The organism is Pseudomonas sp. LG1E9 (assembly GCF_003290225.1).
GTDB lineage: Bacteria > Pseudomonadota > Gammaproteobacteria > Pseudomonadales > Pseudomonadaceae > Aquipseudomonas > Aquipseudomonas cyclaminis.
This window is the reverse complement of sequence record NZ_CP029983.1, coordinates 5,077,662-5,102,543: the sequence shown is the minus strand read 5'-3', so window position 1 is coordinate 5,102,543 and position 24,882 is coordinate 5,077,662. Positions and strand designations below refer to the sequence as shown.

The following is a 24,882-nucleotide window of genomic DNA, read 5'->3' as shown; positions in this document are numbered from 1 at the left end:
TGGCGCCAGAAACACCAATGAAATAGGGGGGTTGCGTCTGCGTAAACCCTTGAATTGCAAGGGGTGGCACGGCGCCAGTAAAAAAAATCAAAAAAATCCTCAAGCAACTGCCCACCACGACGATAACTATTACGTAGGTTCTCAGGCCACACCCGGCGGTTGCCAGGGCCGGAAGCCGCAGTATCCATCCAACGAGGATTTCGTCATGGCTTTAACAGTAAACACCAACATTGCTTCGATCACTACTCAGGGCAACCTGAACAAAGCTGGCGGCGCCCTGGCCACTTCCATGCAGCGCCTGTCTTCCGGCCTGCGTATCAACAGCGCTAAAGACGACGCTGCCGGCCTGCAGATCGCTAACCGCCTGACCAGCCAAATCAACGGCCTGGGCCAAGCAGTAAAAAACGTGAACGACGGTATCTCCATCGCTCAGACCGCTGAAGGCGCGATGCAGGCTTCGACCGACATCCTGCAAAAAATGCGTACCCTGGCTCTGTCTTCCGCTACTGGCTCCCTCAGCGCTGACGACCGTAAGTCGAACAACGACGAATACCAGGCTCTGACTTCGGAACTGACCCGTATCTCGCAAACCACTACTTTCGGTGGCCAGAAGCTGCTGGACGGTTCGTACGGTACCAAAGCTATCCAGGTTGGCGCCAACGCTAACGAAACCATCAACCTGAGCCTGGAAAACGTTGCAGCCAACAACATTGGTTCGCAGCAGGTCAAAACCAAGGCCATCGTGCCTAGCGCAACTGGCCTGGCTGGCGGCGACATCACTGTTACCGGCAACGGTCAGACCAAAACCGTAACTTACGCTGCAGGCGCTTCGGCTAAAGACATCGCTGCGGGCCTGAACGGTTCGATCGGTGGCCTGACCGCTACCGCCAGCACTGAAGTCAAACTGGAAGTAGGCGCTGCCACTCCGTCGAACTTCAAACTGGCTGTAGGTAGCGGTAATGCTGTTGATTTCGTCGGCGTGAAGGACCTGGCCGGCCTGGCTGACCAGCTGAAATCGAACGCTGCCAAACTGGGCATCAGCGTTAACTACGACGAATCCAACAAAACCCTGTCGGTCAAGTCGGATTCCGGCGAAAACCTGTCGTTCTCTGGTGCTGATGCCAACGCCCAGACCAACATCCTGGTTGGCGCTAAAGACGGCGCTGGCGCATTCGCCACCCCGGCTGCTCTGGGTGCTGCTGCAATCGTTGTGACCGGTCAGGTTTCCCTGGATTCGGCCAAAGGCTACTCCCTGAGCGATGCTGGTACTGGTGTATCGGACCTGTTCTCGGCTGCTACCGTTTCGTCGACCAAGACCACCATCTCTAACACCGACGTGACCGACGCTACCAACGCTCAAAACGCGCTGGCTGTTATCGACAAGGCCATCGGCACTATCGACGGCGTTCGTTCGGGCCTGGGTGCTACCCAGAACCGTCTGACTACCACTGCAGACAACCTGCAGAACATTCAGAAGAACTCCACCGCTGCACGTTCCACCGTTCAGGACGTCGACTTCGCTTCCGAAACCGCCGAACTGACCAAGCAACAAACCCTGCAGTCGGCTTCCACCGCGATCCTGTCGCAGGCTAACCAGCTGCCATCCGCTGTACTGAAGCTGCTTCAGTAATCCCAGCGCTTGGTAACTAACGGAAGGGCGCGTCTACGTGCCCTTCCGTTTTTTCGGTTTAGAGGAGATTGGACATGGACATGAGTGTAAAGCTGAACCAGTCTTATCCGCCGGTTGCACCTCAAAGCGCACCTGCCAAGGTAGTGACTGACAACAGTGTCAAGAATGTCCAGGCAACGCCCGCGATCAGCCAAGAGCCCGCACGCGCCGACCTGGAAAAAGCAGTAACCGATATTCGTGATTTCGTTCAGGCCACTCAGCGTAGCCTGGACTTTTCCATTGATGACTCCACCCACCGCGTGGTGGTCAAGGTCATCAATACCGACAATGGTGAAGTGATTCGCCAGATTCCGTCGGAAACAGCCTTGAAGCTGGCACAGAACCTCAGCAGCGCAAGCAACTTGTTGTTTGACGACAAGGTCTGAGCTGGCATGAAACTTGTTGCTGTCTGGTCTTGAGGCGTAATAAGTCAAGATAACGGCAGCCACCGAACAGGAGATAGATGATGGCGGGTTCAACGGTAAGTGGTATCGGTTCGAACATCGATACGCAAGCGATCGTGACATCCTTGGTCAACGCCGAAAAGGTGCCCAAGCAAACGCAGATCAATACCGCGTCTGCGAAGGCGACCACCACGCTGTCTTCGATCGGCAAGGTTCAGGCCGCTCTGGATGCGTTCCGCAATGCTCTGGACACCATGTCCAAGGACAGCAGTTTCACCGGCTTGAGCGGTTCGTCGTCGGATGAAAAGACCGCGACCATGACGGCCAGCAATACGGCCTCGAACGGCAGCTTCCGGTTGATCGTCGACCAGTTGGCCCAGGCGTCCAAGCTGTCGAGCAAGAACTTCAGCGGTGGCACCTCGACGGTAGTCAACGCGACGGACAAGTCGACGACACTGACCATTACTCAGTCGGGCAAGGCTTACGACCTCAATGTTCCAGCGGGGGCGACCCTGCAGCAGGTGCGTGACTCGATCAATACCCAGTTTGGTACTTCGGGGCTGAGCGCCAACATTCAAACCGACTCCAACGGTTCGCGATTGATCCTGACCTCTACCACCATGGGGACCGGCTCGGACCTTACTCTCTCTGGCACCTCGGGGCTGGATGTGGGTGCCACGGTCGTCGAACAGCCCAAGGATGCGCTCTACAGCATCGATGGGGTTGCGTCTGTGTCCAAGACCAACAGCATCGAGGGCGCGCTCAGTGGCGTGAACATCAAGCTGGTGGCTGTATCGGCAGTCAAAACCGGTGACACAAGTGATCCGCCGGTGAAAAACGCCACGCTGATTACCGTAAGCACCAACAACACCGCACTCAAGTCCGGGGTCAAGGGTTTCATTGACACCTACAACGCCCTGATCACCGCCATGAACGCCGAAACCAAGGTCACTACGAACCTGGACGGCAGCACCACGGCGGCAGCGTTGACCGGCGACTCGACCATGCGTTCGTTGCAGAGCACGATCCGCAATGAGTTCAACACGCTGTCGGGCACCGGTGCGTTCAAGTCCCTGGCGCAGTTCGGCGTGACCACCAGTTCGAGCACGGGCCTACTGGCGATCGATGACAAGAAGTGGGACGCGGCGGTTAAAACCAACGGCGCCGACATCAACAGCATGTTCAGCGGTAAGGACGGCATGTTGGCGAGGATGAAAAGCGCCACGGATGACTTTGCCAAGGCGAGTACCGGTATCCTGGCGACGCGTTCGACATCCTTGTCGAATACGCTGAAGGACCTGACCAAGGACCAGGCCACGCTCGACGAGCGCATGACCCTGCTCACCAACAGCCTGTCGGCCAAGTACAACGCCATGGACACCCTGGTCGCCCAACTGCGCCAGCAAAGCACCAGCGTCATGACCACGCTCAATGCGCTGAATAACGTCAAGACCAATACTTGATCCCCTGCTGACCAAAAAAAGGCCAGGCAATCTGCCTGGCCTTTTTTTATCGCGGGACGACGGGGGCTAAAGCTTTTTGCGAACCCGTCGACATATTGGTTACTAGAATCCTTTTCGCTGTCGCCTGTCACGAGGTAGAAACATGAATCCCATGAGAGCCCTTCGCCAATACCAGAAGGTCAATTCCCATGCTCAGATCTCCGAAGCCAGCCCGCATCGCCTGGTGCAAATGCTGATGGAAGGCGGGCTCGACCGTATGGCCCAGGCCAAGGGCGCGCTGGCGCGTGGCGACATCGCCCAGAAGGGCCTGATGCTCGGCAAGGCCATCGACATCGTCATCGGCCTGCGCGACGGCCTGGACGCTGAAAAGAGTGATAACCCGGCTTACGTCCAACAGCTGGAGAGTCTGTACGCCTACATGACCAACCGTCTGATGGAAGCCAACCTGCATAACGACGTCGACATGATCGACGAAGTGGCTCGTTTGATGATTACCGTTAAAGAAGGCTGGGATGCGATTGGCGCCCCACAGGCTACCGCAGAATAAGGCCTGGGTGCCTTGAGGAACACGTCATGAGCCACGCACTGCAACGCATTGATGAAACCCGTGAGGCGCTGATGGGCGCGCTGGCGGACCGTAACTGGGACGCCATCGGCGAGCTGGATATGGGCTGTCGCGACGTGATCGAGCAGGTGCTCAGTGAGGCGCCGGTAGACGAAGATGCGTTGCGTGAGAAGCTTGAGAGCCTGTTGGCGGTCTACCAGCAATTGCTGCAGGTGACGACGGGCGAAAGGCAGGCTATTTTTGAAGAGATGTCGCAGATCAACCAAGCTAAAAATGCGTCAAAGGTTTACCATCTGTTCGGCTGAATGGCTCAGTTAATCCGAACGGCGCGTCATATATTTGACTGTGCTCGCATTTTTGACTTAACTAGTGCTGTTTTCAGATTTCAGACGTCTAGTAGGGTAAGAAGTCTTACAGGCGCCTCGATTGCCCTCAATCTCGGGGCAGGAAGTTTTACTAGGGAAGTTGCTATTGCATGTGGCGTGAAACCAAAATTCTGCTGATCGATGACGATAGCGTCCGCCGCCGCGACCTGGCGGTGATTTTGAATTTTCTTGGCGAAGAAAATCTGCCCTGCGGTAGCCATGACTGGCAGCAGGCGGTCAGCTCGTTGTCATCGAGCCGTGAAGTCATTTGTGTGCTGATCGGGACGGTAAACGCTCCAGGCGCTGTTTTGGGCTTGTTAAAGACACTGTCTACCTGGGATGAGTTCCTTCCCGTGTTGCTGATTGGTGATATTTCTTCTGTCGAGCTGCCGGAAGACCAACGCCGCCGCGTACTTTCCAGCCTGGAAATGCCCCCCAGCTACAGCAAATTGCTGGATTCCCTGCACCGTGCCCAGGTCTATCGCGAGATGTACGACCAGGCCCGCGAGCGCGGTCGCCACCGCGAACCCAACCTTTTCCGCAGCCTCGTCGGCACCAGCCGCGCCATCCAGCACGTGCGCCAGATGATGCAGCAAGTGGCCGATACCGACGCCAGTGTGCTGATCCTCGGCGAGTCGGGCACCGGCAAGGAAGTGGTCGCACGCAACCTGCACTACCACTCCAAGCGCCGCGACGGGCCATTCGTGCCGGTCAACTGCGGGGCGATCCCGGCAGAGCTGCTTGAAAGCGAACTGTTCGGCCACGAGAAGGGCGCCTTTACCGGGGCGATCACCAGCCGTGCCGGGCGTTTCGAGCTGGCCAACGGCGGCACCCTGTTCCTCGACGAAATCGGCGACATGCCGCTGCCGATGCAGGTCAAGCTGCTGCGCGTGTTGCAGGAGCGCACCTTCGAGCGCGTGGGCAGCAACAAGACCCAGAGCGTCGACGTGCGCATCATTGCCGCTACCCACAAGAACCTTGAAAGCATGATTGAGGTGGGCAGCTTCCGCGAAGACCTCTACTACCGCCTCAACGTCTTCCCAATCGAGATGGCCCCGCTGCGTGAGCGCGTGGAAGACATCCCGCTGCTGATGAACGAACTGATCTCGCGCATGGAACACGAAAAGCGCGGTTCGATTCGCTTCAACTCTGCCGCGATCATGTCCCTGTGTCGCCACGGCTGGCCGGGCAACGTGCGCGAGCTGGCCAACCTGGTGGAGCGCATGGCGATCATGCACCCGTACGGTGTGATCGGCGTGATCGAGTTGCCGAAGAAATTCCGCTACGTTGATGATGAAGACGAGCAGATGGTCGACAGCCTGCGCAGCGACATGGAAGAGCGTGTCGCCATCAACGGCCACACGCCGGACTTCGGTTCAACCGCCATGCTGCCGCCCGAAGGCCTGGACCTCAAGGACTACCTCGGCAACCTGGAACAAGGCTTGATCCAACAGGCCCTGGACGACGCCAACGGCATCGTCGCCCGCGCCGCCGAGCGCTTGCGCATCCGCCGAACCACCCTGGTGGAGAAGATGCGCAAGTACGGCATGAGTCGTCGGGAAGGCGATGAACAGGCGGATGATTGACGCCTGATTCCAGAGACCGCTGATTTATCAGCGGTTTTTTTTCGGCACAAGTATTGCTACAGCCCTCGCAACGTTCCGTTTAACTGACGGTCAGCCAGCGAGAGAGCATGATGCCCCACGCCGCCCAGCAATCTTCCAGCCCCTCTATCCCGGGGCTTATGCCCTCTGTGGAGCAGCAAAGCCGTCAGGGTCTCGAACAGGCGTTTTCGCTGTTCAACCAGATGTCGAGCCAATTGACTGACTCCTACAGCCTGCTCGAAGCCCGCGTCTCGGAGCTTAAAGGCGAGTTGGAAGTGGTGAGCGCCCAGCGCATGCAAGAGTTAGCCGAGAAAGAGCGCCTGGCCAACCGTCTGCAAAACCTGCTGTCGCTGCTGCCCGGTGGCGTGATTGTCATCGATGAAGAAGGCCGCGTGCGCGAGGCCAACCCTGCGGCCTGCGACATGCTCGGCCTGCCGCTGGAGGGCGAGTTGTGGCGCCATGTCATCACCCGTTGCTTCGCGCCGCGTGAAGATGACGGTCACGAAATCTCCCTCAAGGACGGGCGCCGCCTGTCCATCGCCACCCGTTCCCTGGACGCGGAGCCGGGGCAACTGGTGTTGCTTAATGACTTGACCGAAACCCGTCACTTGCAAGACCAATTGGCGCGCCACGAGCGCTTGTCATCATTAGGGCGGATGGTCGCTTCTTTGGCGCATCAGATCCGCACGCCGCTGTCGGCGGCGTTGATCTACGCCAGTCATTTGACTGATGAGCAATTGCCTGTCGCCACCCAGCAGCGGTTTGCCGGCCGTCTCAAGGAGCGTCTGCACGAACTGGAGCACCAGGTGCGCGACATGCTGGTGTTTGCCCGCGGCGAATTGCCGCTGACCGACCGCGTGACGCCCGCTCAACTCATGCAGGCCCTGCAAGCGGCTGCGAGCACCCATATTCAAGACACTCAGGTGCGCTGGCAGTGCGACAGCCACCTCGGCGAGTTGCTGTGCAATCGAGACACCCTGGTGGGCGCGCTGCTCAACTTGATCGAAAACGCTATCCAGGCCAGCGGCCCGGGTGCGCGGCTCAAGGTCCACCTGTATAGCCGTGAGCAAACCTTGCGCCTGTGCATCAGCGACAGCGGCGCCGGCATCGACCCTGTGGTGCTCAAGCGCCTGGGCGAACCCTTCTTCACTACCAAGACCAACGGAACCGGCCTCGGCCTGACCGTGGTCAAGGCCGTGGCCCGTGCCCATCAGGGAGAATTGCAACTGCATTCCCGACTGGGGCGTGGCACCTGTGCACTGATAAGCCTGCCGCTGTTTTCATGCGCGGCAGGCGCGGAGTAAAAAGTAATGGCTATCAAGGTTCTGTTGGTGGAAGACGATCGCGCCCTGCGTGAAGCATTGGCTGACACGCTGCTGTTGGCGGGCCATGACTACCGGGCGGTCGGTTCTGCCGAGGAGGCCTTGGAGGCGGTGGAGCACGAAACCTTCAGCCTGGTGGTCAGTGACGTGAACATGCCAGGCATGGACGGCCACCAGTTGCTGGCCCTGCTGCGTGCGCGCCAACCGCAACTGCCGGTGTTGCTGATGACTGCCCATGGCGCCGTGGAGCGCGCGGTGGATGCCATGCGCCAGGGCGCGGCGGACTACCTGGTCAAGCCCTTCGAGCCCAAGGCGCTGATCGAACTGGTCGCGCGGCACGCCCTGGGCGTGATCCCCGCCAGCGAAGGCGATGGCCCGATTGCCTTCGAGCCGGCCAGTGCGCAATTGCTGGAGCTGGCGGCCCGCGTGGCGCGCAGTGATTCCACGGTGCTGATTTCCGGCGAGTCCGGCACCGGCAAGGAAGTGCTGGCGCGTTATATCCACCAACAATCCAATCGCGCCAAACAACCGTTCATCGCCATCAACTGCGCGGCGATCCCCGACAACATGCTGGAAGCCACTTTGTTCGGCCATGAAAAAGGCTCGTTCACCGGCGCCATCGCGGCCCAGGCGGGCAAATTCGAACAGGCCGACGGCGGCACCATCCTGCTGGACGAAATCTCGGAAATGCCGCTGGGCCTGCAAGCCAAGCTGCTGCGCGTGCTGCAAGAGCGCGAAGTGGAGCGCGTGGGCGCACGCAAGCCGATCCAGCTGGACATCCGTGTGGTCGCCACCACCAACCGTGACCTCGCCGGCGAAGTGGCGGCGGGGCGCTTTCGTGAAGATCTGTTCTACCGGCTTTCGGTATTTCCCCTGGCCTGGCGCCCGCTGCGTGAGCGCCCAGCGGACATCGTCCCGCTGGCCGAGCGCCTGCTGAACAACCACGTCAAAAAAATGAAGCACGCCCAGGCGCGACTGTCGGCCGAGGCGCAAGCCTGCCTGATCAGCTATCCCTGGCCGGGCAACGTGCGGGAACTGGACAACGCCATCCAGCGCGCGCTGATTCTGCAGCAGGGCGGTTTGATCCAGCCCCAGGATTTCTGCCTGTCCATGGGCAGTGGTGCGGCGCCATTGCCTACCTTGGCGCCTGCGCCCGTGGTTGCCGAGGCGGAGCCCGGCGGTGCCCTGGGCGACGACCTGCGTCGCCGCGAATTCCAGATGATCATCGACACCCTGCGCGCCGAGCGCGGCCGCCGCAAAGAGGCCGCCGAGCGCCTGGGCATCAGCCCGCGCACCCTGCGCTACAAGCTGGCGCAAATGCGTGACGCCGGGATGGACGTGGAAGCGTATCTGTTCGCCACCTGACCGGTAACAAGGTCGACAAGGTTTGTCGCCTTTTCTTACGACTTGATACAGAGCTGGCACCCTTGTTGCTACCTCCCCTAGTAATCGCTGCGTAGTGTCAAAAATTTGCGGGTTGGAGAGAGAAGTTCATGAGCCAGGGTATTGAGTTCAATCGATTGATGTTGGATATGCGCTCCATGCAAATGGATGCCATGGCTCAACCGAAATCCGTCGCGCCAGCGCCGCAATTGGGCCAAAGCAGCTTCGCCGACATGCTCGGCCAAGCCATCAACAAAGTCAGTGACACCCAGCAAGCCTCCAGCCAGTTGGCCAATGCATTCGAGATCGGCAAAAGCGGCGTGGACCTCACCGATGTGATGGTCGCCTCGCAAAAGGCCAGCGTCTCCTTCCAGGCTCTGACCCAAGTGCGTAACAAGCTGGTTCAGGCCTATCAAGACATCATGCAGATGCCGGTTTAAGGGCGAGATTTAAGTCATGGCAGAAGCAGTCTCCGACAACGTACCCGCCAAGGCAGATGGCAAGCCGCCGCTGTTTGGCCTGTCGTTCCTGGAAAACCTCTCGGAAATGACCATGCTGCGTCAGGTGGGCCTGATGGTCGGCCTGGCTGCGAGCGTGGCAATTGGTTTTGCCGTGGTGTTGTGGTCGCAACAACCCGATTACCGTCCGTTGTATGGCAGCCTGGCGGGCATGGATTCCAAGCAGATCATGGAAACCCTCGCCGCCGCCGACATCGCCTACACCGTGGAGCCCAATTCCGGCGCGCTGCTGGTCAAGGCCGATGACGTGGCCCGTGCGCGCATGAAGCTCGCCGCCGCTGGCGTAACGCCGTCCGACAGCAATATCGGTTTTGAAATCCTCGACAAGGACCAGGGCCTCGGGACCAGCCAGTTCATGGAAGCCACGCGTTACCGTCGTGGCCTCGAAGGCGAGCTGGCCCGCACCATCTCCAGCCTCAACAACGTCAAGGGCGCCCGTGTGCACCTGGCCATTCCGAAAAGCTCGGTGTTTGTGCGTGATGAACGCAAGCCAAGTGCTTCGGTATTGGTCGAGCTGTTCTCCGGCCGTTCCCTGGAGCCGGGCCAAGTGCTGGCGATCGTCAACCTGGTGGCGACCAGCGTGCCTGAGCTGAGCAAATCCCAGATCACCGTGGTCGACCAGAAGGGCAACCTGCTGTCGGATATGGCGGAAAACTCCGCGCTGACCCAGGCCGGCAAGCAGTTCGACTACAGCCGCCGCATGGAAAGCATGCTGACCCAGCGTGTGCACAACATCCTGCAACCGGTGCTGGGCAACGACCGCTACAAGGCTGAAGTGTCCGCCGACGTGGACTTCAGCGCGGTCGAGTCGACCTCCGAGCAATTCAACCCGGACCAGCCGGCCTTGCGCAGCGAGCAGTCCACCAGCGAACAACGCACCGCCGCCAATGGCCCGCCGCAAGGCGTGCCGGGTGCCCTGAGCAACCAGCCACCGGCCCCGGCCTCGGCCCCGCAAACCACCGGTGGCGCTGCTGCTGCCGCTGCTGCGATCCAGCCTGGCCAGCCATTGTTGGACGCCAACGGCCAGCAGATCATGGACCCGGCCACCGGCCAGCCGATGCTCGCACCGTACCCGGCGGACAAGCGTAACCAGTCCACCAAGAACTTCGAACTCGACCGTTCCATCAGCCACACCAAGCAACAACAGGGCCGCGTCAATCGCCTGTCGGTGTCGGTGGTGGTCGATGATCAGGTCAAGGTCAATGCGGTGGATGGCGCCGTTACCCGTGCGCCGTGGAGCGCCGACGAATTGGCGCGCTTCACCCGCCTGGTGCAGGACGCTGTCGGTTTTGACGCCAGCCGTGGTGACAGCGTCAGCGTGATCAACATGCCGTTCTCCGCCGAGCGTGGTGAAGTCATCGCCGAAGCGGCGTTCTACACCCAGCCGTGGTTCTGGGACATCGTCAAGCAAGTGCTGGGTGTGTTGTTCATCCTGGTGCTGGTGTTCGGCGTGCTGCGTCCGGTGCTCAACAACATCACCGGCAACGGCAAGAACAAACAACTGGCGGCGTTTGGTGGCAGTGACGTCGAGTTGGGTGGCATGGGCGGCCTGGACGGCGAACTGGCCAACGACCGCGTCAGCCTCGGCGGCCCGCAAAGCATCCTGTTGCCAAGCCCGAGCGAAGGCTACGACGCACAGTTGAACGCAATCAAAAGTCTGGTGGCAGAAGACCCGGGCCGTGTGGCCCAGGTCGTGAAAGAGTGGATCAACGCAGATGAGTGATAATCGAGCCGCTGTTGCCAAGCTCACCAAGGTCGACAAAGCCGCAGTCCTGCTGCTGTCCCTCGGTGAAACCGACGCCGCCCAAGTGCTGCGCCACATGGGCCCCAAAGAGGTTCAGCGGGTGGGCGTGGCCATGGCGCAAATGCGCAATGTGCACCGTGAGCAAGTCGAACAGGTGATGAGCGAGTTCGTCGAGATCGTCGGCGACCAGACCAGCCTGGGCGTCGGCTCCGACAGCTACATCCGCAAGATGCTCACCTCGGCCCTGGGCGAAGACAAAGCCAACGGCCTGATCGACCGTATTCTGTTGGGCGGCAATACCAGCGGTCTGGACAGCCTCAAGTGGATGGAACCGCGTGCGGTCGCCGACGTGATCCGCTTCGAGCACCCGCAGATCCAGGCCATCGTCGTCGCGTACCTCGACCCGGACCAGGCCGGTGAAGTGCTCGGCCACTTCGACCATAAAGTGCGCCTGGACATCATCCTGCGGGTGTCGTCGCTGAACACCGTGCAGCCAGCGGCTCTGAAAGAATTGAACACCATTCTGGAGAAACAGTTCTCCGGCAACTCCAACGCCGCACGGACCACCTTGGGTGGCATCAAGCGCGCGGCGGACATCATGAACTTCCTCGACAGCTCGGTCGAAGGCCAGTTGATGGACTCGATCCGCGAGATCGACGACACCCTGTCCGGCCAGATCGAAGACCTCATGTTCGTCTTCAACAACCTATCCGATGTCGACGACCGTGGCATCCAGGCGCTGCTGCGCGAAGTCTCCTCCGACGTGCTGGTGCTGGCCCTCAAAGGCTCGGACGAAGGCGTCAAGGAGAAGATCTTCAAGAACATGTCCAAGCGTGCTTCGGAACTGTTGCGCGACGACCTGGAAGCCAAGGGCCCGGTGCGCGTCAGCGACGTGGAAACCGCGCAAAAAGAAATCCTCACCATTGCCCGCCGTATGGCCGAAGCCGGAGAAATCGTTCTCGGCGGGAAGGGCGGCGAAGAAATGATCTAAGGCGCCCCTGATGTCGAACAAAGATGAGGCGCCCAGCGATCTGATTCGCGCACGGGATGTCGGTGGGTTCGACATCTGGTCGTTGCCCAGTTTCGATCCGCACGTGCCGGAGCCTGAGCCGGAACCGGTTGAAGAGCTGCCGGTGGAAATGGAAGAAGTGCCGCTGGAAGAAGTCCAGCCACTGACCCTGGAAGAGTTGGAAAGCATCCGCCAGGAGGCTTACAACGAAGGCTTCGCGGCCGGTGAAAAAGACGGTTTTCGCAGCACCACCCTCAAGGTGCGCCAAGAGGCCGAAGCGGCGCTGAGCGTCCAGCTGGCCAGCCTGGAGCGCTTGATGGGCGTGTTGTTCGACCCCATCGCCGAGCAGGATTCGCAGATCGAAAAATCCATGGTCGGCCTGGTGGAACACATTGCCCGCCAGGTGATCCAGCGCGAACTGGTGCTCGATTCCAGCCATATCGAAAGCGTGATGCGCGAAGCCCTCAAGCTGCTGCCGCTGGGTGTCGGCAATGTACGGCTGTACATCAACCCGCAGGATTTCGAGCAGGTCAAAGCCCTGCGCGAGCGCCATGAAGAAACCTGGCGCATCGTCGAAGACGCAGCGCTGCAGCCCGGTGGTTGCCGGGTCGAGACCGAACACAGCCGCATCGATGCCACGGTGGAAACCCGCATCAGCCAGATCATGGCCAAGTTGCTGGATCAAGTTCACGAGCAGGTATTGAACCCCGCCGAACCTGACCTCAGCGTGGACCTGGACGCTACCGATGCGCCTTGATCGCACCAGCTTCGCCAAGCGCCTGAGCGGCTACGTCGAAGCCACTGAACTGCCCGGCCAGCCCATCCTCGAAGGGCGCTTGTTGCGTATGGTCGGCCTGACCCTCGAAGCCGAGGGCCTGCGCGCTGCCATGGGCAGCCGCTGCATGGTGATCAACGACGACAGCTACCACCCGGTGCAGGTCGAAGCGGAAGTGATGGGTTTTTCCGGCAGCAAGATTTTCCTGATGCCCGTGGGTAGCCTGGCGGGCATCGCCCCCGGTGCCCGCGTGGTGCCGCTGGCCGATACGGGTCGCCTGCCCATGGGCATGAGCATGCTCGGCCGCGTGCTGGATGGCGCCGGTCGCGCACTGGACGGCAAGGGCGGCATGAAAGCCGAAGACTGGGTGCCGATGGACGGCCCCACCATCAACCCGCTCAACCGCAACCCCATCAGCGTGCCGCTGGACGTGGGCATTCGCAGCATCAACGGATTATTGACGGTCGGCCGCGGCCAGCGTCTGGGCCTGTTCGCCGGTACCGGTGTGGGTAAATCGGTGTTGCTGGGCATGATGACGCGCTTTACCGAGGCCGACATCATCGTGGTGGGGCTGATCGGCGAACGGGGCCGCGAGGTGAAGGAGTTCATCGAGCACAGCCTCGGTGAAGAAGGCCTCAAGCGCTCCGTGGTCGTCGCCTCTCCAGCGGACGATGCGCCGCTGATGCGTTTGCGCGCCGCGATGTACTGCACGCGCATCGCCGAATATTTTCGCGACAAGGGCAAGAACGTCCTGTTGCTGATGGACTCGCTCACACGTTTCGCCCAGGCCCAGCGGGAAATCGCCCTGGCCATCGGTGAACCGCCGGCGACCAAGGGTTACCCGCCGTCAGTGTTTGCCAAGCTGCCCAAGTTGGTGGAGCGCGCCGGTAATGCCGAGGCCGGTGGCGGCTCGATCACCGCGTTCTACACCGTATTGTCCGAAGGTGATGACCAGCAGGACCCCATCGCCGACTCGGCGCGGGGCGTGCTCGACGGTCACATTGTGCTGTCGCGCCGTTTGGCCGAAGAAGGGCACTACCCGGCCATCGATATCGAAGCGTCCATCAGCCGGGTCATGCCGGCGGTGGTCACGCCGGAGCATATGGTCCGTGCGCAACAATTCAAGCAGTTGTGGTCGCGCTATCAACAGAGCCGCGACCTGATCAGCGTCGGCGCCTACGTGGCCGGTGGTGATCGCGACACCGACCTGGCGATCGCCCTGCAACCGCAGTTGGTGACCTACCTGCGCCAGGGCCTCAACGACAAGATCAGCATGGGCGAAAGCGAAGCCCATCTGCACTCCATCTTCGCGCCTGCGCCAGGCGGCTAAGCCATGGCCAACAGCCGCGCCGCGCGCCTGGCCCCGGTGGTGGACATGGCCGAAAAGGCCGAAAAAACCGCCGTGCAGCGCCTGGGTTATTTCCAGGGCCAGGTTCGCCTGGCGGAAAGCAAGCTGGGCGACCTGGAACGCTTTCGCGGCGAGTACCAGCAACAATGGATCGAGCGCGGCACCAAGGGCGTTTCGGGCCAATGGTTGATGGGCTACCAGGGCTTTCTCAATCAACTGGAAACCGCCGTCGGCCAACAGCGCCAGAGCCTGGCCTGGCACCAGAACAACCTCGATAAAGCCCGCGAAAGTTGGCAGGAAGCGTTTGCGCGGGTCGAAGGCTTACGCAAGCTGGTGCAGCGCTATATCGATGAGGCGCGGGCCCTCGAAGACAAGCGCGAGCAGAAGCTGCTGGATGAGTTGTCCCAGCGCATGCCGCGTAAAGATGTGTATTGATCTTGGCGAGAAGTTGCCCACAGCCCCATCACCTGCTACACCTTGTTGCATATCGCCAATGACAAGGAAGCCGTCGTATGTCAGTCGAGTCAGAAGTATCCCTGGATGGGAAGAAGTTGATGATTGCAATCAAGGGCCGGTTTGATTTCGGCAGTCATCAGGACTTTCGTGAGTCCTACGAGCGTTTCTACAAGGTGCCTGAGTCGTACGTGGTCGACCTGAAAGACACCACGTATATGGACAGTTCGGCCCTGGGCATGCTCCTGCTGCTGCGCGATCACGCGGGTGGGGACGATGCGCAAGTTGAGGTGATCAACAGCAACTCCGACGTGCGCAAGATCCTCGCCATCTCCAACTTCGACAAGCTGTTCGACATCAATTGAGCGCCCTGGCCCCTGCGGTTGAGGCGCTGACGATCTTGATCGCCGATGACAATGCGACCGATCTTCTGCTGCTGTCGACCATTGTGCGGCGCCAGGGGCATCAGGTGCTTACTGCCACCAACGGCGAAGAAGCTGTCGAGCTCTTTGCCCGCGAGCGTCCGCAACTGGTGCTGATGGATGCCTTGATGCCGGTGATGGATGGCTACGGCGCCGCGCGGTGGATCAAGCAACTGGCGGGGGAGGAGTTGGTCCCCATCATTTTCCTCACCTCCCTGCGCGATAGCGCCGCCCTGGCCGATTGCCTGGATGCCGGCGGTGATGACTTCCTGCCCAAGCCCTATAACCAACTGATCCTGGCGGCCAAGATCAACGCGATGGACCGCCTGCGCCGCCTGCAAGCCACGGTGTTGCAACAGCGTGACCTGATCGCCAGGCACCATGACTATCTGCTGCATGAGCAGCGGGTGGCCAAGGCGGTGTTCGACAAGGTCGCCCACTCCGGCTGCATCAACGCCGCCCCGAACATCCGCTACCTGCAATCGCCCTATGCGCTGTTCAATGGCGACCTGCTGCTGGCGGCCTACACGCCGTCGGGCGACATGCACGTGCTGCTCGGCGATTTCACCGGCCACGGCCTGCCGGCGGCAGTGGGCGCCATGCCCCTGGCGGAAGTGTTCTACGGCATGACCGCCAAGGGGTATGGCCTGTCTCAGATCCTGCGGGAGATGAATGCCAAGCTCAAGCGCATCCTGCCGGTGGACATGTTCTGCTGCGCCACGCTGTTGTGCCTGAGCACCGAGCGGCGTGCGCTGGAGGTGTGGAACGGCGGTATGCCCGACGGTTATGTGCATGACGTCGCCAGCGGCAAGCGCACGCCGCTGCAATCGCGGCATTTGCCGTTGGGGGTGCTGTCGGCGCAAGCCTTTGATGACCGCACCGAGGTGTGGCCCATGGCCTTGGGCGACCGGGTGTTTTTGCTGTCCGACGGCGTGCTGGATACCGCCGATGCCCACGATCAACTGTTCGGCGCCGAGCGTTTGCAGCAGGTCTTCGCGGCCAATCGCGAGCCTAATCGCCTGTTTGAGGATATCGAAGAGGCCCTGGCGGCGTTTCGGGGTGAGGCGCGTGATGACGTGAGCATGGTGGAAATCACCCTGCGGGCCGGCCAGTCACTGCGTGCCACCGGCCCGTTGTATGCCGACAGTGGCCAATCGTGCCCGCTGGATTGGTCGGTCAGCTTCGAATTCCGTGCCGAGACCCTCAAGCGCTACAACCCTTTGCCTTATCTGCTGCAGCTGCTGCTGGAAATCCACGGCCTGCGCGAGCAGAGCGGGGCGCTCTACAGCGTGATGGCCGAGTTGTATTCCAATGCCCTGGAGCACGGCGTGCTCGGGCTGGACTCGCGGCTCAAGTGCGATGCCCAGGGTTTCGCCGAATATTATCGCCAGCGCAACGACCGTCTGACGCAGTTGAACAGCGGTTACGTGCGGGTACATGTGCAAGTGGTACCCACCCCGATGGGCGGCAAAATGACCCTGCGCCTGGAAGACAGCGGGCCGGGCTTCGACGTGGAACGGGTACTGGCGCGGCCGCTGGACGTGGACCGTCTGTCTGGTCGGGGCCTGAGCCTGGTGCGCCAGCTGAGTAGCGAGGTACGCTGGTCCGACGGTGGGCGCAGTGTCTGCGTGGAGTTTTGCTGGGGGGCTCTGGCATAATCCGCCGATTCTTGATCAGGGAGCGAGCAAGTGGCAGAGATTCATATGGACCCGGATGTGTTGTCGGGTTTGCAGGAGGTGATGGAAGGCGAGTATCCCAAGCTGCTTGATACCTTTCTGGACGACTCCCGCAAACGCGTCGAGGCGCTGCGCCAGGCGCGGGATGATGCCAAGGCGCTGGGGCAGATTGCGCACAGTTTCAAGGGCAGCAGTGGCAACCTTGGGGCGGTGCGTTTGGCGCAGTTGTGTCAGTTGCTGGAGGCTGAGTCTGTTGAGGCTGCTTCGGACCTGGGGGGCTTGGTGGATCAGATCGATCGGGAGTTTGAGTTGGTTCGGCCGTTGTATGAGCATGAACGGGAGCGGTTTGCCGGGGTTTGATCGAGCGTGCCATTGGCCAGGCACCGGCTATGCACCCGTTGCACAGCGCATCCCGCAAACCTGGCCCAACTCTTGCTATATCTCCTGATACTGCATCCCCGATCCCCATGCAGTGGAGACCTTTACTTATGCCAGTCGCCCCTAATTCGCTTCTTCAGGCTGCTCCTGCGGCCAAGCCGCAAGCGCCTGCCGCTAATGCACTGGTCACGGCCGCGGACCCACGGGACAAGGGCCCTGGCTTCGCTCAAGTGTTCGCCAACCAAGGCACGAAAGCCCCGGTCAAGGCCGACGACAACTCGGTCAAACCAGCGCGGGACAAGCCTGCCGATGCCGCCGCCAAACCGGCGACCGGCAGCGACAAGCCTGCCGCCAGTACGCCCGCCGTTGCCGATAGCGGCAATACCTTGCCTGCCAAGCCGCCAGTCGCGTCCGACGACAGCGCCAGCGCGGATGAGGAGGCGCCGGCTGACCCGACGCTGGTGGTGCAACAGCCCGCCGTTGATCCGGTTGTCGACCCGGCGTTGATTGCCGCCGTCACCCCGGTGGCCGTGCCCGTTCCGGTGGCAGTCCCGGCCCCTGTCGCTGACGCAGCCGACACCAAGGCTCAGCCCGTGAGCGCAGCGCCAATTGCGGCGAGCGAAGAAGCCAAGCCGGTGTTCGACCCCGAGGCCGATCCCCTGGATGCCTTGCCGACCCTGCGCCTGGCGATGGAGCAGGGCGGGCATGTGTCGGCCAGCAGCCAGGCGCAGGCCAAGACTGCGCCGACGACCACCCAGGACCAGCCAACCGCCGCGCAGAACTTTGCCGCCGGGCTGGCCACGATGGTCGACGAGCAAGCCACCAAAGACAGCACTGACCAAGGCGGCGACAAAGCCTTCAGCGGCTTGATCGAGGGCGGCCTCAAAGACCTGAAAAACGCCAGCAGCGACACCCGTGTCGATGACTTCGCCAATCGCTTGGCGGCGCTGACCCAGGCGGCCACGCCGAGAACGGCCAACGCCTTGCCGCCGACGACGAATGCGCCACTGGCCATGCACCAGAGCGGCTGGACTGACGAGATCGTAAATCGGGTGATGTACCTGTCCAGCGCCAACCTCAAGTCGGCGGAGATCCAGTTGCAGCCGGCTGAACTCGGTCGCCTGGATATCAAGGTCAACATGACCGCCGATCAGCAGGCCCAGGTCAATTTCATGAGTGCTCATCCGGTGGTGCGTGAGGCGCTGGAAAGCCAGTCGGGCCGCCTGCGGGAGATGTTTGCGCAACAGGGCATGGGGCAGGTGGACGTCAATGTGTCCGACCAGTCCCGTGGTCAGGAGCAGCAGCAACAGCAGGCCCAGACCGGTGGCGTGAGTCGCGCTGGGCGCGGTGGCGACAGCGGTGACAGCGGCAGCCACCTTGATGTGGCTGAAGCGGTTGCGCCCGTGACGTCTACGGTGGTCGGCTCCAGCGCCGTCGATTACTACGCCTGACCTGAGCCTGGCATGGGTCAAAATGTGGGAGGGTGCTTGCCCCCGATGAGGTGTGTCAGTCAACTGATGTATGAACTGAAACACCTCATCGGGGGCAAGCCCCCTCCCACATTTGTTTTGTGGTGCCCTTCATCCCCGCTTGCCCGGACAACTCTGGCATAACACTTGCTCTTGCCTTTCCGTAGATCTATGAATCCCCGAATAGTGACGGATTATTGGCATGGCGAAGAGCGAAGACGCAGCAAAAGCACCCGCAGGCAAAGGCAAGCTCAAGCTTATCCTGATGATAGTCGTGGGCCTGCTCCTGGCCATCGGCGCCTCCGTGGGCGGCACCTGGTACATCATGCACAGCAGTGCAAGCAAACCGGCACCCGCCGCTGAAACCGCCAGTAACGTCAAGCAACCGGCAATCTTCGAGCCGATGCTTCCGGCCTTTGTCGCCAACTTCAATCAGAACGGTCGTCAGCGCTACCTCCAAGTGAGCATCACTTTGCTGGCGCGCGACAAAGGCGACCTTGAATCCCTCAAAGTGCATATGCCGGTGATCCGCAACAACCTGGTGATGCTGTTCTCCGGGCAGAGCTTCGACACCCTGGCCACCCCGGTGGGCCAGGAAATGCTGCGCCAGAAGGTCACTGCCAGCGTGCAGGAAGTGGCCCAGAAAGAGCTCGGCAAAGTCGTGGTCGAGCAGGCGCTCTTCACTAACTTCGTATTGCAGTAGGATCACGACATGGCCGTGCAAGACCTGCTGTCCCAGGATGAAATCGACGCGCTGTTGCATGGCGTCGACGATGGTCTGGTACAGACCGAAATGGCTGCCGAGCCCGGCAGCGTCAAAAGTTATGACCTGACCAGCCAGGATCGCATCGTCCGTGGACGCATGCCGACGCTGGAGATGATCAACGAACGTTTCGCCCGTTACACCCGGATCAGCATGTTCAACATGCTGCGCCGCTCGGCGGACGTAGCGGTGGGCGGCGTGCAGGTGATGAAGTTCGGCGAGTACGTGCACTCGCTGTACGTGCCGACCAGTCTCAACCTGGTCAAGATCAAGCCGTTGCGCGGCACCGCGCTGTTCATCCTCGACGCCAAACTGGTGTTCAAGCTGGTGGACAACTTCTTTGGCGGTGACGGCCGTCACGCCAAGATCGAAGGCCGCGAATTCACCCCTACCGAGTTGCGCGTCGTACGCATGGTGCTGGAGCAGGCCTTCATCGACTTGAAGGAAGCCTGGCAGGCCATCATGGAAGTCAATTTCGAGTACATCAACTCGGAAGTAAACCCGGCCATGGCCAACATCGTCGGGCCGAGCGAGGCCATTGTGGTGTCCACGTTCCACATCGAACTCGATGGCGGCGGCGGCGACCTGCACGTGACCATGCCGTACTCGATGATCGAGCCGGTGCGCGAGATGCTCGACGCCGGTTTCCAGTCCGACCTGGACGACCAGGACGAACGTTGGGTCAAGGCCCTGCGCGAAGACCTGCTGGACGTCGACGTGCCCTTGAGCGCCACCGTGGCCCGTCGCCAACTGCGCTTGCGGGATATTTTGCACATGCAGCCGGGGGACATCATCCCCGTCGAGTTGCCGGAAGAAATGATCATGCGCGCCAACGGCGTGCCGTCGTTCAAGGTCAAGCTGGGTTCCCACAAGGGCAACCTGGCTCTTCAAGTGGTCGAGCCGATCAATCGTCGCTGATCAACACTCATTTTTGCTTCGCCGAGGACATGCAATGGCTACCGAACACGAAAACACTTCCGCCGAAGACCAGGCCCTGGCTGACGAATGGGCTGCGGCCCTGGAAGAAACCGGCGATGTGGGCCAGGACGACATCGACGCCTTGCTGGCCGCCGATGCCGCCACCGCACCCGCAGGAAACCGCATGCAAATGGAAGAATTCGGCAGCGTGCCGAAGAACAACGACCCGGTGACCCTTGATGGGCCGAACCTGGACGTGATCCTCGACATCCCGGTGTCGATTTCCATGGAAGTGGGCAGCACCGACATCAATATCCGCAACCTGCTGCAGCTCAACCAGGGCTCGGTGATCGAGTTGGATCGCCTGGCCGGTGAGCCATTGGACGTGCTGGTCAACGGCACCCTGATTGCCCACGGTGAAGTGGTGGTGGTCAACGAGAAGTTCGGCATCCGCCTGACGGACGTGATCAGCCCGAGCGAACGCATCAAGAAGTTGCGCTGATATGAAGCGGCTGATGGTGGGACTCGGGGTCGCGCTGCCATTGAGCGCCTGGGCGGCAGAACCGGTGGCTCAGGCGGCCGTCGCTGCGGCGCCGGTCGGCAGCGGCCTCGGTGGCCAGTTGACCCAGCTGGTGCTGGGTCTGTTGCTGGTGGTGGGCCTGATCTTTGTGCTGGCCTGGCTGTTGCGCCGCGTGCAGCAGGTCGGTCCGGGCAACGCGCAGGTGATCGAGATGATCGGCTCCCGCGCCCTCGGCCCGCGTGATCGACTGGTGCTGGTGCAAGTGGGTGAAGAACAGATCCTGTTGGGCCTGACCCCTGGCCGCATCACCCCGCTGCATGTGCTCAAGACCCCGGTGAACGTGGATCAGTCCAAGCCCGCCACGCCCGAATTCGCTCAGCGCCTGATGGAATTGCTGGGCAAGGATCAGAAGGATACGAAGTAATGCGCGTTTTATTGACGCTCATGCTGTTGCTGGCTGCGCCGTTGGCGATGGCCGCCGACCCGTTGTCGATCCCGGCGATCACGTTGGGTACCAACGCGGCCGGGGCCCAGGAATATTCGGTCAGCCTGCAGATCCTGCTGATCATGACCGCGCTGAGCTTTATCCCGGCGTTTGTGATGCTGATGACCAGCTTCACACGGATCATCATCGTGTTCTCGATCCTGCGTCAGGCCCTTGGCTTGCAGCAGACGCCGTCGAACCAGATTCTCACCGGCATGGCGTTATTCCTGACCATGTTCATCATGGCGCCGGTGTTCGACAAGGTGAACCAGCAAGCCCTGCAGCCCTATCTGGCGGAAACCATTACCGCCCAGGTGGCGATTGACCGGGCCCAAGTGCCGATCAAGGATTTCATGCTGTCGCAGACCCGCTCCAGCGACCTGGAGCTGTTCATGCGCCTGTCCAAGCGCACTGACATCGCCACGCCGGATCAGGCGCCGCTGACGATCCTGGTGCCGGCCTTCGTGACGTCTGAGTTGAAGACTGCGTTCCAGATCGGCTTCATGATCTTTATCCCGTTCCTGATCATCGACCTGGTGGTGGCGAGCGTGCTGATGGCCATGGGTATGATGATGCTGTCGCCGCTGATCATCTCGTTGCCGTTCAAGATCATGCTGTTTGTGCTGGTGGACGGCTGGGCGCTGATTATCGGCACCCTGGCCGGCAGCTTCGGCGGGGTATAGGTCGATGACTCCAGAAGTTGCCGTCGACCTGTTCCGTGAAGCGCTGTGGCTGACCACCGTGATGGTCGCCGTGCTGGTGGTGCCGAGCCTGTTGGTGGGCCTGCTGGTGGCGATGTTCCAGGCCGCCACGCAGATCAACGAACAGACCCTGAGCTTCCTGCCGCGCTTGCTGGTGATGCTGGTCACCCTGATCGTCGCCGGCCCGTGGCTGGTGCAAACCTTTATGGAATACATCCTGCAGCTGTACGGCAGTATTCCGCACTTGATCGGCTGATCGGGTGAACTCCCTGCTGGCATTGACCGACACCCAGATCAGCACCTGGGTGGCTTCGTTCATCCTGCCGTTGTTCCGCGTGACGGCCATGTTGATGGCCATGCCGGTGTTCGGCACGACCCTGGTGCCGCGCCGGGTGCGCCTGTATTTCGCCGTGGCGATCACGGTGGTGCTGGTGCCTGGCTTGCCGCCCATGCCGCCGGTGAACGCCCTGGACCTGAGTGCGCTGATGCTGATCGCCGAACAAGTCCTGATCGGCGCCATGCTGGGCTTCTCCCTGCAACTGTTCTTCCAGGCATTTGTGATTGCCGGGCAAATCATCTCGATCCAGATGGGCATGGGCTTCGCTTCCATGGTCGACCCCACCAACGGCGTGTCGGCGGCGGTGATCGGGCAATTCCTGACGATGCTGGTGACCTTGCTGTTTCTGGCCATGAACGGACACCTGGTGGCGTTCGAGGTGCTGACCGAAAGCTTCACCACCTTGCCGGTGGGTTCCGGCTTGGTCGTCAATCACTTCTGGGAAACGGTCGGGCGCCTCGGTTGGGTGCTGGGCGCGTCGCTGTTGCTGGTGCTGCCGGCGATCACTGCGTTGTTGGTGGTCAACATCGCGTTTGGCGTGATGACCCGTGCGGCGCCGCAGTTGAACATCTTTTCGATTGGTTTCCCGTTGACCCTGGTATTGGGCATGGGGATTTTCTGGGTCGGCCTGGCCGACATTCTCAATCAGTATCAACCGCTGGCGACCGACGCCTTGCAGTTCTTACGTGATCTGGCACGGGCGCGCTGAGCCATGGCCGAGAGCGAGAGTGGTCAGGACAAAACAGAAGACCCCACGGAGAAACGTAAAAAGGACTCCAGGGAAAAGGGCGAGATTGCGCGCTCCAAAGAACTCAATACCGTCGCCACCATGATGGCCGGTGCCGGCGCCCTGCTGATTTACGGCGGTGGCCTGGCGCTGGATCTGCTGGAGTTGATGAAGCACAACTTCACCTTGCCCCGCGAAGTGTTGCTCAATCCTGATGCCATGGGGCAATACCTGCTGCACTCGGGCAAGATCGCGATCCTGGCGGTGCAGCCGATCCTTATCACTTTGCTGCTGGCTGCGTTGATCGGCCCGGTCGCCCTCGGCGGTTGGCTGTTCGCCGCGGGCAGCATGGCGCCCAAATTCAGCCGCATGAACCCGGCGGCGGGCCTCAAACGCATGTTCTCTGCCAAGGCCCTGGTGGAGCTGCTCAAGGCCCTGGCCAAGTTCATCCTGATTCTGTTTGTAGCGCTGATGGTATTGTCGTCCGACATCGACGACCTGCTGCGTATCGCCCATGAACCGCTGGAGTCGGCGATCATCCACAGCGTGCAAGTGGTCGGCTGGAGCGCGCTGTGGATGGCCGCCGGGCTGATCATCATTGCGGCCGTGGATGCGCCGATCCAGCTGTGGGAAAGCCACAAGAAACTGCTGATGACCAAGCAGGAAGTGCGCGACGAACACAAGGACCAGGAAGGCCGGCCCGAGGTCAAGCAACGCATCCGCCAACTGCAGCGCGAAATGTCCCAGCGCAAGATGATGGGCGCGGTGCCCGACGCCGATGTGGTCATCACCAACCCGACGCACTACGCCGTGGCCCTCAAGTACGACCCGGAGAAGGGCGGCGCGCCGATGCTGCTGGCCAAGGGCAGCGACTTCACGGCCTTGAAAATCCGCGAAATCGCCGTCGCCAACGACATCCTGTTGCTCGAATCCCCGGAACTGGCGCGGTCGATCTTCTACTCCACCGACCTCGACCAGGAAATCCCGGCCGGGTTGTACCTGGCGGTGGCCCAAGTACTGGCGTATGTCTATCAGATTCGCCAGTACCGCGCAGGGAAGGGCAAACGCCCGGATCCGCTCAAAGACCTGCCGATCCCTCCGGAATTGCGGCGCGATTCCTGATTTATTCGATTACCACTGATCGCCAATCTCCGTCTACCTGTCAACTTTGACAGTAGCCAGCATCACCTTCTCGCTGTTTTATAGCCTTCAGGCACTGCGCAATAAGATGCAGGAAGTGAGGTGATGCAGTTGTTTACAGGCAGAGTCAAATCTTATGACCCACAGACCGGTAGAGGCTCTATTGCGCCGGATGGTGGTGGGGATGAGGTGTCAGTAGATCTGCGCAGCTCGGATGGCCGCAGGCTTTCGCAGGGCCAGAATGTGTCGTTTCGGATGATTCATCGGCCCGATGGCATCTATGCATGCGACATCAAACTGATCTGACGAAACCGGTGCAGGTCCTTAATTGAAGTGTACGGAGAACGGCGATGGCGACGGGTACGGTGAAGTGGTTCAACGCGGAGAAGGGCTTTGGTTTTATTACCCCCGATGACAAGAGTGCTGACTTGTTTGTCCACTATTCGGCAATCACTGGGGAGGGGTTCAAGACCCTTGAAGAAGGCCAAAAAGTAGAATTCGAGGTGTCACAAGGACAAAAAGGCCCGCAGGCCGCAAATATAAAGCCTGTTTAAAGGCTCGAATGTGGGAGCGGGCTTGCCGCCTCCCACATTTGGATTTCTTGCATCCGCGATATTTCGGGCGTCTGTAGCGATCCACACCCTCAAAGGCAAAGTTGGAAGGCTTCTTGCAATACCGCCTTCAGGACGCCTCCCGGCGTCAAAAGTTTGCTTCAAGGAAACGAG

27 protein-coding genes are annotated in these 24,882 nt (G+C 60.8%); all 27 read left to right on the top strand.

Annotated elements, in window-relative coordinates; all coding sequences use genetic code 11:
* The first annotated feature begins 205 nt into the window (after window positions 1-205).
* Window positions 206-1,630 carry a flagellin gene (locus DNK50_RS23310; protein WP_053133208.1) on the top strand — a complete coding sequence of 475 codons (1,425 nt, stop codon included), beginning with the start codon at window positions 206-208 and terminating at the stop codon, window positions 1,628-1,630.
* A gap of 74 nt (window positions 1,631-1,704) precedes the next feature.
* The gene (locus DNK50_RS23305; RefSeq protein ID WP_099584112.1) at window positions 1,705-2,055 is read left to right on the top strand and encodes a flagellar protein FlaG; all 351 of its coding nucleotides are present in this window, start codon (window positions 1,705-1,707) and stop codon (window positions 2,053-2,055) included.
* Between the two features lie 80 nt (window positions 2,056-2,135).
* Window positions 2,136-3,536, top strand: a complete 1,401-nt coding sequence (fliD, locus tag DNK50_RS23300; RefSeq protein ID WP_112196374.1) for a flagellar filament capping protein FliD — start codon at window positions 2,136-2,138, stop codon at window positions 3,534-3,536.
* Between the two features lie 142 nt (window positions 3,537-3,678).
* A complete protein-coding gene (fliS, locus tag DNK50_RS23295) occupies window positions 3,679-4,083 on the top strand; it encodes a flagellar export chaperone FliS (protein ID WP_099584114.1) in 405 nt (134 codons plus the stop codon).
* 26 nt (window positions 4,084-4,109) lie between these two features.
* On the top strand, window positions 4,110-4,406 hold the full coding sequence (gene fliT / locus DNK50_RS23290) for a flagellar protein FliT (RefSeq protein ID WP_099584115.1): 297 nt from the start codon (window positions 4,110-4,112) through the stop codon (window positions 4,404-4,406).
* Window positions 4,407-4,576: 170 nt separating this feature from the next.
* Complete coding sequence (locus DNK50_RS23285; RefSeq protein WP_099584116.1) at window positions 4,577-6,052, top strand: sigma-54 dependent transcriptional regulator; 1,476 nt, start codon at window positions 4,577-4,579, stop codon at window positions 6,050-6,052.
* 110 nt (window positions 6,053-6,162) lie between these two features.
* Window positions 6,163-7,374, top strand: a complete 1,212-nt coding sequence (locus DNK50_RS23280) for an ATP-binding protein (protein ID WP_112196373.1) — start codon at window positions 6,163-6,165, stop codon at window positions 7,372-7,374.
* A gap of 6 nt (window positions 7,375-7,380) precedes the next feature.
* The gene (locus DNK50_RS23275; RefSeq protein ID WP_112196372.1) at window positions 7,381-8,757 is read left to right on the top strand and encodes a sigma-54 dependent transcriptional regulator; all 1,377 of its coding nucleotides are present in this window, start codon (window positions 7,381-7,383) and stop codon (window positions 8,755-8,757) included.
* Window positions 8,758-8,885: 128 nt separating this feature from the next.
* Window positions 8,886-9,215, top strand: a complete 330-nt coding sequence (gene fliE / locus DNK50_RS23270) for a flagellar hook-basal body complex protein FliE (protein WP_099584119.1) — start codon at window positions 8,886-8,888, stop codon at window positions 9,213-9,215.
* Window positions 9,216-9,231: 16 nt separating this feature from the next.
* Entirely contained in the window at window positions 9,232-11,016 is a 1,785-nt protein-coding gene (gene fliF, locus DNK50_RS23265) for a flagellar basal-body MS-ring/collar protein FliF (RefSeq protein ID WP_112196371.1), read from the top strand.
* Window positions 11,009-12,028: a flagellar motor switch protein FliG gene (gene fliG / locus DNK50_RS23260; RefSeq protein WP_017735208.1), complete on the top strand. Its 1,020-nt coding sequence runs from the start codon at window positions 11,009-11,011 to the stop codon at window positions 12,026-12,028. Before fliF ends, fliG begins: the two co-directional genes overlap by 8 nt.
* Window positions 12,029-12,038: 10 nt before the next feature.
* Entirely contained in the window at window positions 12,039-12,803 is a 765-nt protein-coding gene (gene fliH / locus DNK50_RS23255) for a flagellar assembly protein FliH (RefSeq protein ID WP_099584121.1), read from the top strand.
* Window positions 12,793-14,151: a flagellar protein export ATPase FliI gene (gene fliI, locus DNK50_RS23250; protein ID WP_099584122.1), complete on the top strand. Its 1,359-nt coding sequence runs from the start codon at window positions 12,793-12,795 to the stop codon at window positions 14,149-14,151. The genes fliH and fliI overlap by 11 nt, the downstream gene beginning before the upstream one ends.
* A gap of 3 nt (window positions 14,152-14,154) precedes the next feature.
* On the top strand, window positions 14,155-14,604 hold the full coding sequence (fliJ, locus tag DNK50_RS23245) for a flagellar export protein FliJ (protein ID WP_099584123.1): 450 nt from the start codon (window positions 14,155-14,157) through the stop codon (window positions 14,602-14,604).
* Window positions 14,605-14,681: 77 nt separating this feature from the next.
* Entirely contained in the window at window positions 14,682-14,987 is a 306-nt protein-coding gene (locus DNK50_RS23240) for an STAS domain-containing protein (protein ID WP_112196370.1), read from the top strand.
* Window positions 14,984-16,702, top strand: coding sequence for a fused response regulator/phosphatase (locus tag DNK50_RS23235; protein ID WP_112196369.1), 1,719 nt, complete (start codon window positions 14,984-14,986; stop codon window positions 16,700-16,702). The genes DNK50_RS23240 and DNK50_RS23235 overlap by 4 nt, the downstream gene beginning before the upstream one ends.
* A 30-nt stretch (window positions 16,703-16,732) precedes the next feature.
* Window positions 16,733-17,080, top strand: coding sequence for an Hpt domain-containing protein (locus tag DNK50_RS23230; protein WP_112196368.1), 348 nt, complete (start codon window positions 16,733-16,735; stop codon window positions 17,078-17,080).
* Between the two features lie 128 nt (window positions 17,081-17,208).
* The gene (locus DNK50_RS23225; RefSeq protein ID WP_099584127.1) at window positions 17,209-18,549 is read left to right on the top strand and encodes a flagellar hook-length control protein FliK; all 1,341 of its coding nucleotides are present in this window, start codon (window positions 17,209-17,211) and stop codon (window positions 18,547-18,549) included.
* Between the two features lie 220 nt (window positions 18,550-18,769).
* Window positions 18,770-19,270 (top strand): flagellar basal body-associated protein FliL, encoded by a 501-nt coding sequence (gene fliL / locus DNK50_RS23220; RefSeq protein ID WP_099584128.1) that lies wholly within the window; start codon window positions 18,770-18,772, stop codon window positions 19,268-19,270.
* A gap of 9 nt (window positions 19,271-19,279) precedes the next feature.
* Complete coding sequence (fliM, locus tag DNK50_RS23215; protein ID WP_010208755.1) at window positions 19,280-20,248, top strand: flagellar motor switch protein FliM; 969 nt, start codon at window positions 19,280-19,282, stop codon at window positions 20,246-20,248.
* Between the two features lie 34 nt (window positions 20,249-20,282).
* A complete protein-coding gene (fliN, locus tag DNK50_RS23210; protein WP_099584129.1) occupies window positions 20,283-20,750 on the top strand; it encodes a flagellar motor switch protein FliN in 468 nt (155 codons plus the stop codon).
* 1 nt (window position 20,751) lies between these two features.
* On the top strand, window positions 20,752-21,192 hold the full coding sequence (fliO, locus tag DNK50_RS23205; RefSeq protein WP_099584130.1) for a flagellar biosynthetic protein FliO: 441 nt from the start codon (window positions 20,752-20,754) through the stop codon (window positions 21,190-21,192).
* A complete protein-coding gene (gene fliP / locus DNK50_RS23200; protein ID WP_112196367.1) occupies window positions 21,192-21,935 on the top strand; it encodes a flagellar type III secretion system pore protein FliP in 744 nt (247 codons plus the stop codon). Before fliO ends, fliP begins: the two co-directional genes overlap by 1 nt.
* Window positions 21,936-21,939: 4 nt before the next feature.
* Entirely contained in the window at window positions 21,940-22,209 is a 270-nt protein-coding gene (fliQ, locus tag DNK50_RS23195) for a flagellar biosynthesis protein FliQ (protein WP_099584132.1), read from the top strand.
* Window positions 22,210-22,213: 4 nt separating this feature from the next.
* On the top strand, window positions 22,214-22,999 hold the full coding sequence (fliR, locus tag DNK50_RS23190; RefSeq protein ID WP_099584133.1) for a flagellar biosynthetic protein FliR: 786 nt from the start codon (window positions 22,214-22,216) through the stop codon (window positions 22,997-22,999).
* A 3-nt stretch (window positions 23,000-23,002) separates the two neighbouring features.
* Window positions 23,003-24,139 (top strand): flagellar biosynthesis protein FlhB, encoded by a 1,137-nt coding sequence (gene flhB / locus DNK50_RS23185; protein WP_099584134.1) that lies wholly within the window; start codon window positions 23,003-23,005, stop codon window positions 24,137-24,139.
* Window positions 24,140-24,507: 368 nt separating this feature from the next.
* Window positions 24,508-24,711, top strand: coding sequence for a cold-shock protein (locus DNK50_RS23175; RefSeq protein ID WP_099584136.1), 204 nt, complete (start codon window positions 24,508-24,510; stop codon window positions 24,709-24,711).
* Window positions 24,712-24,882 lie beyond the last annotated feature (171 nt).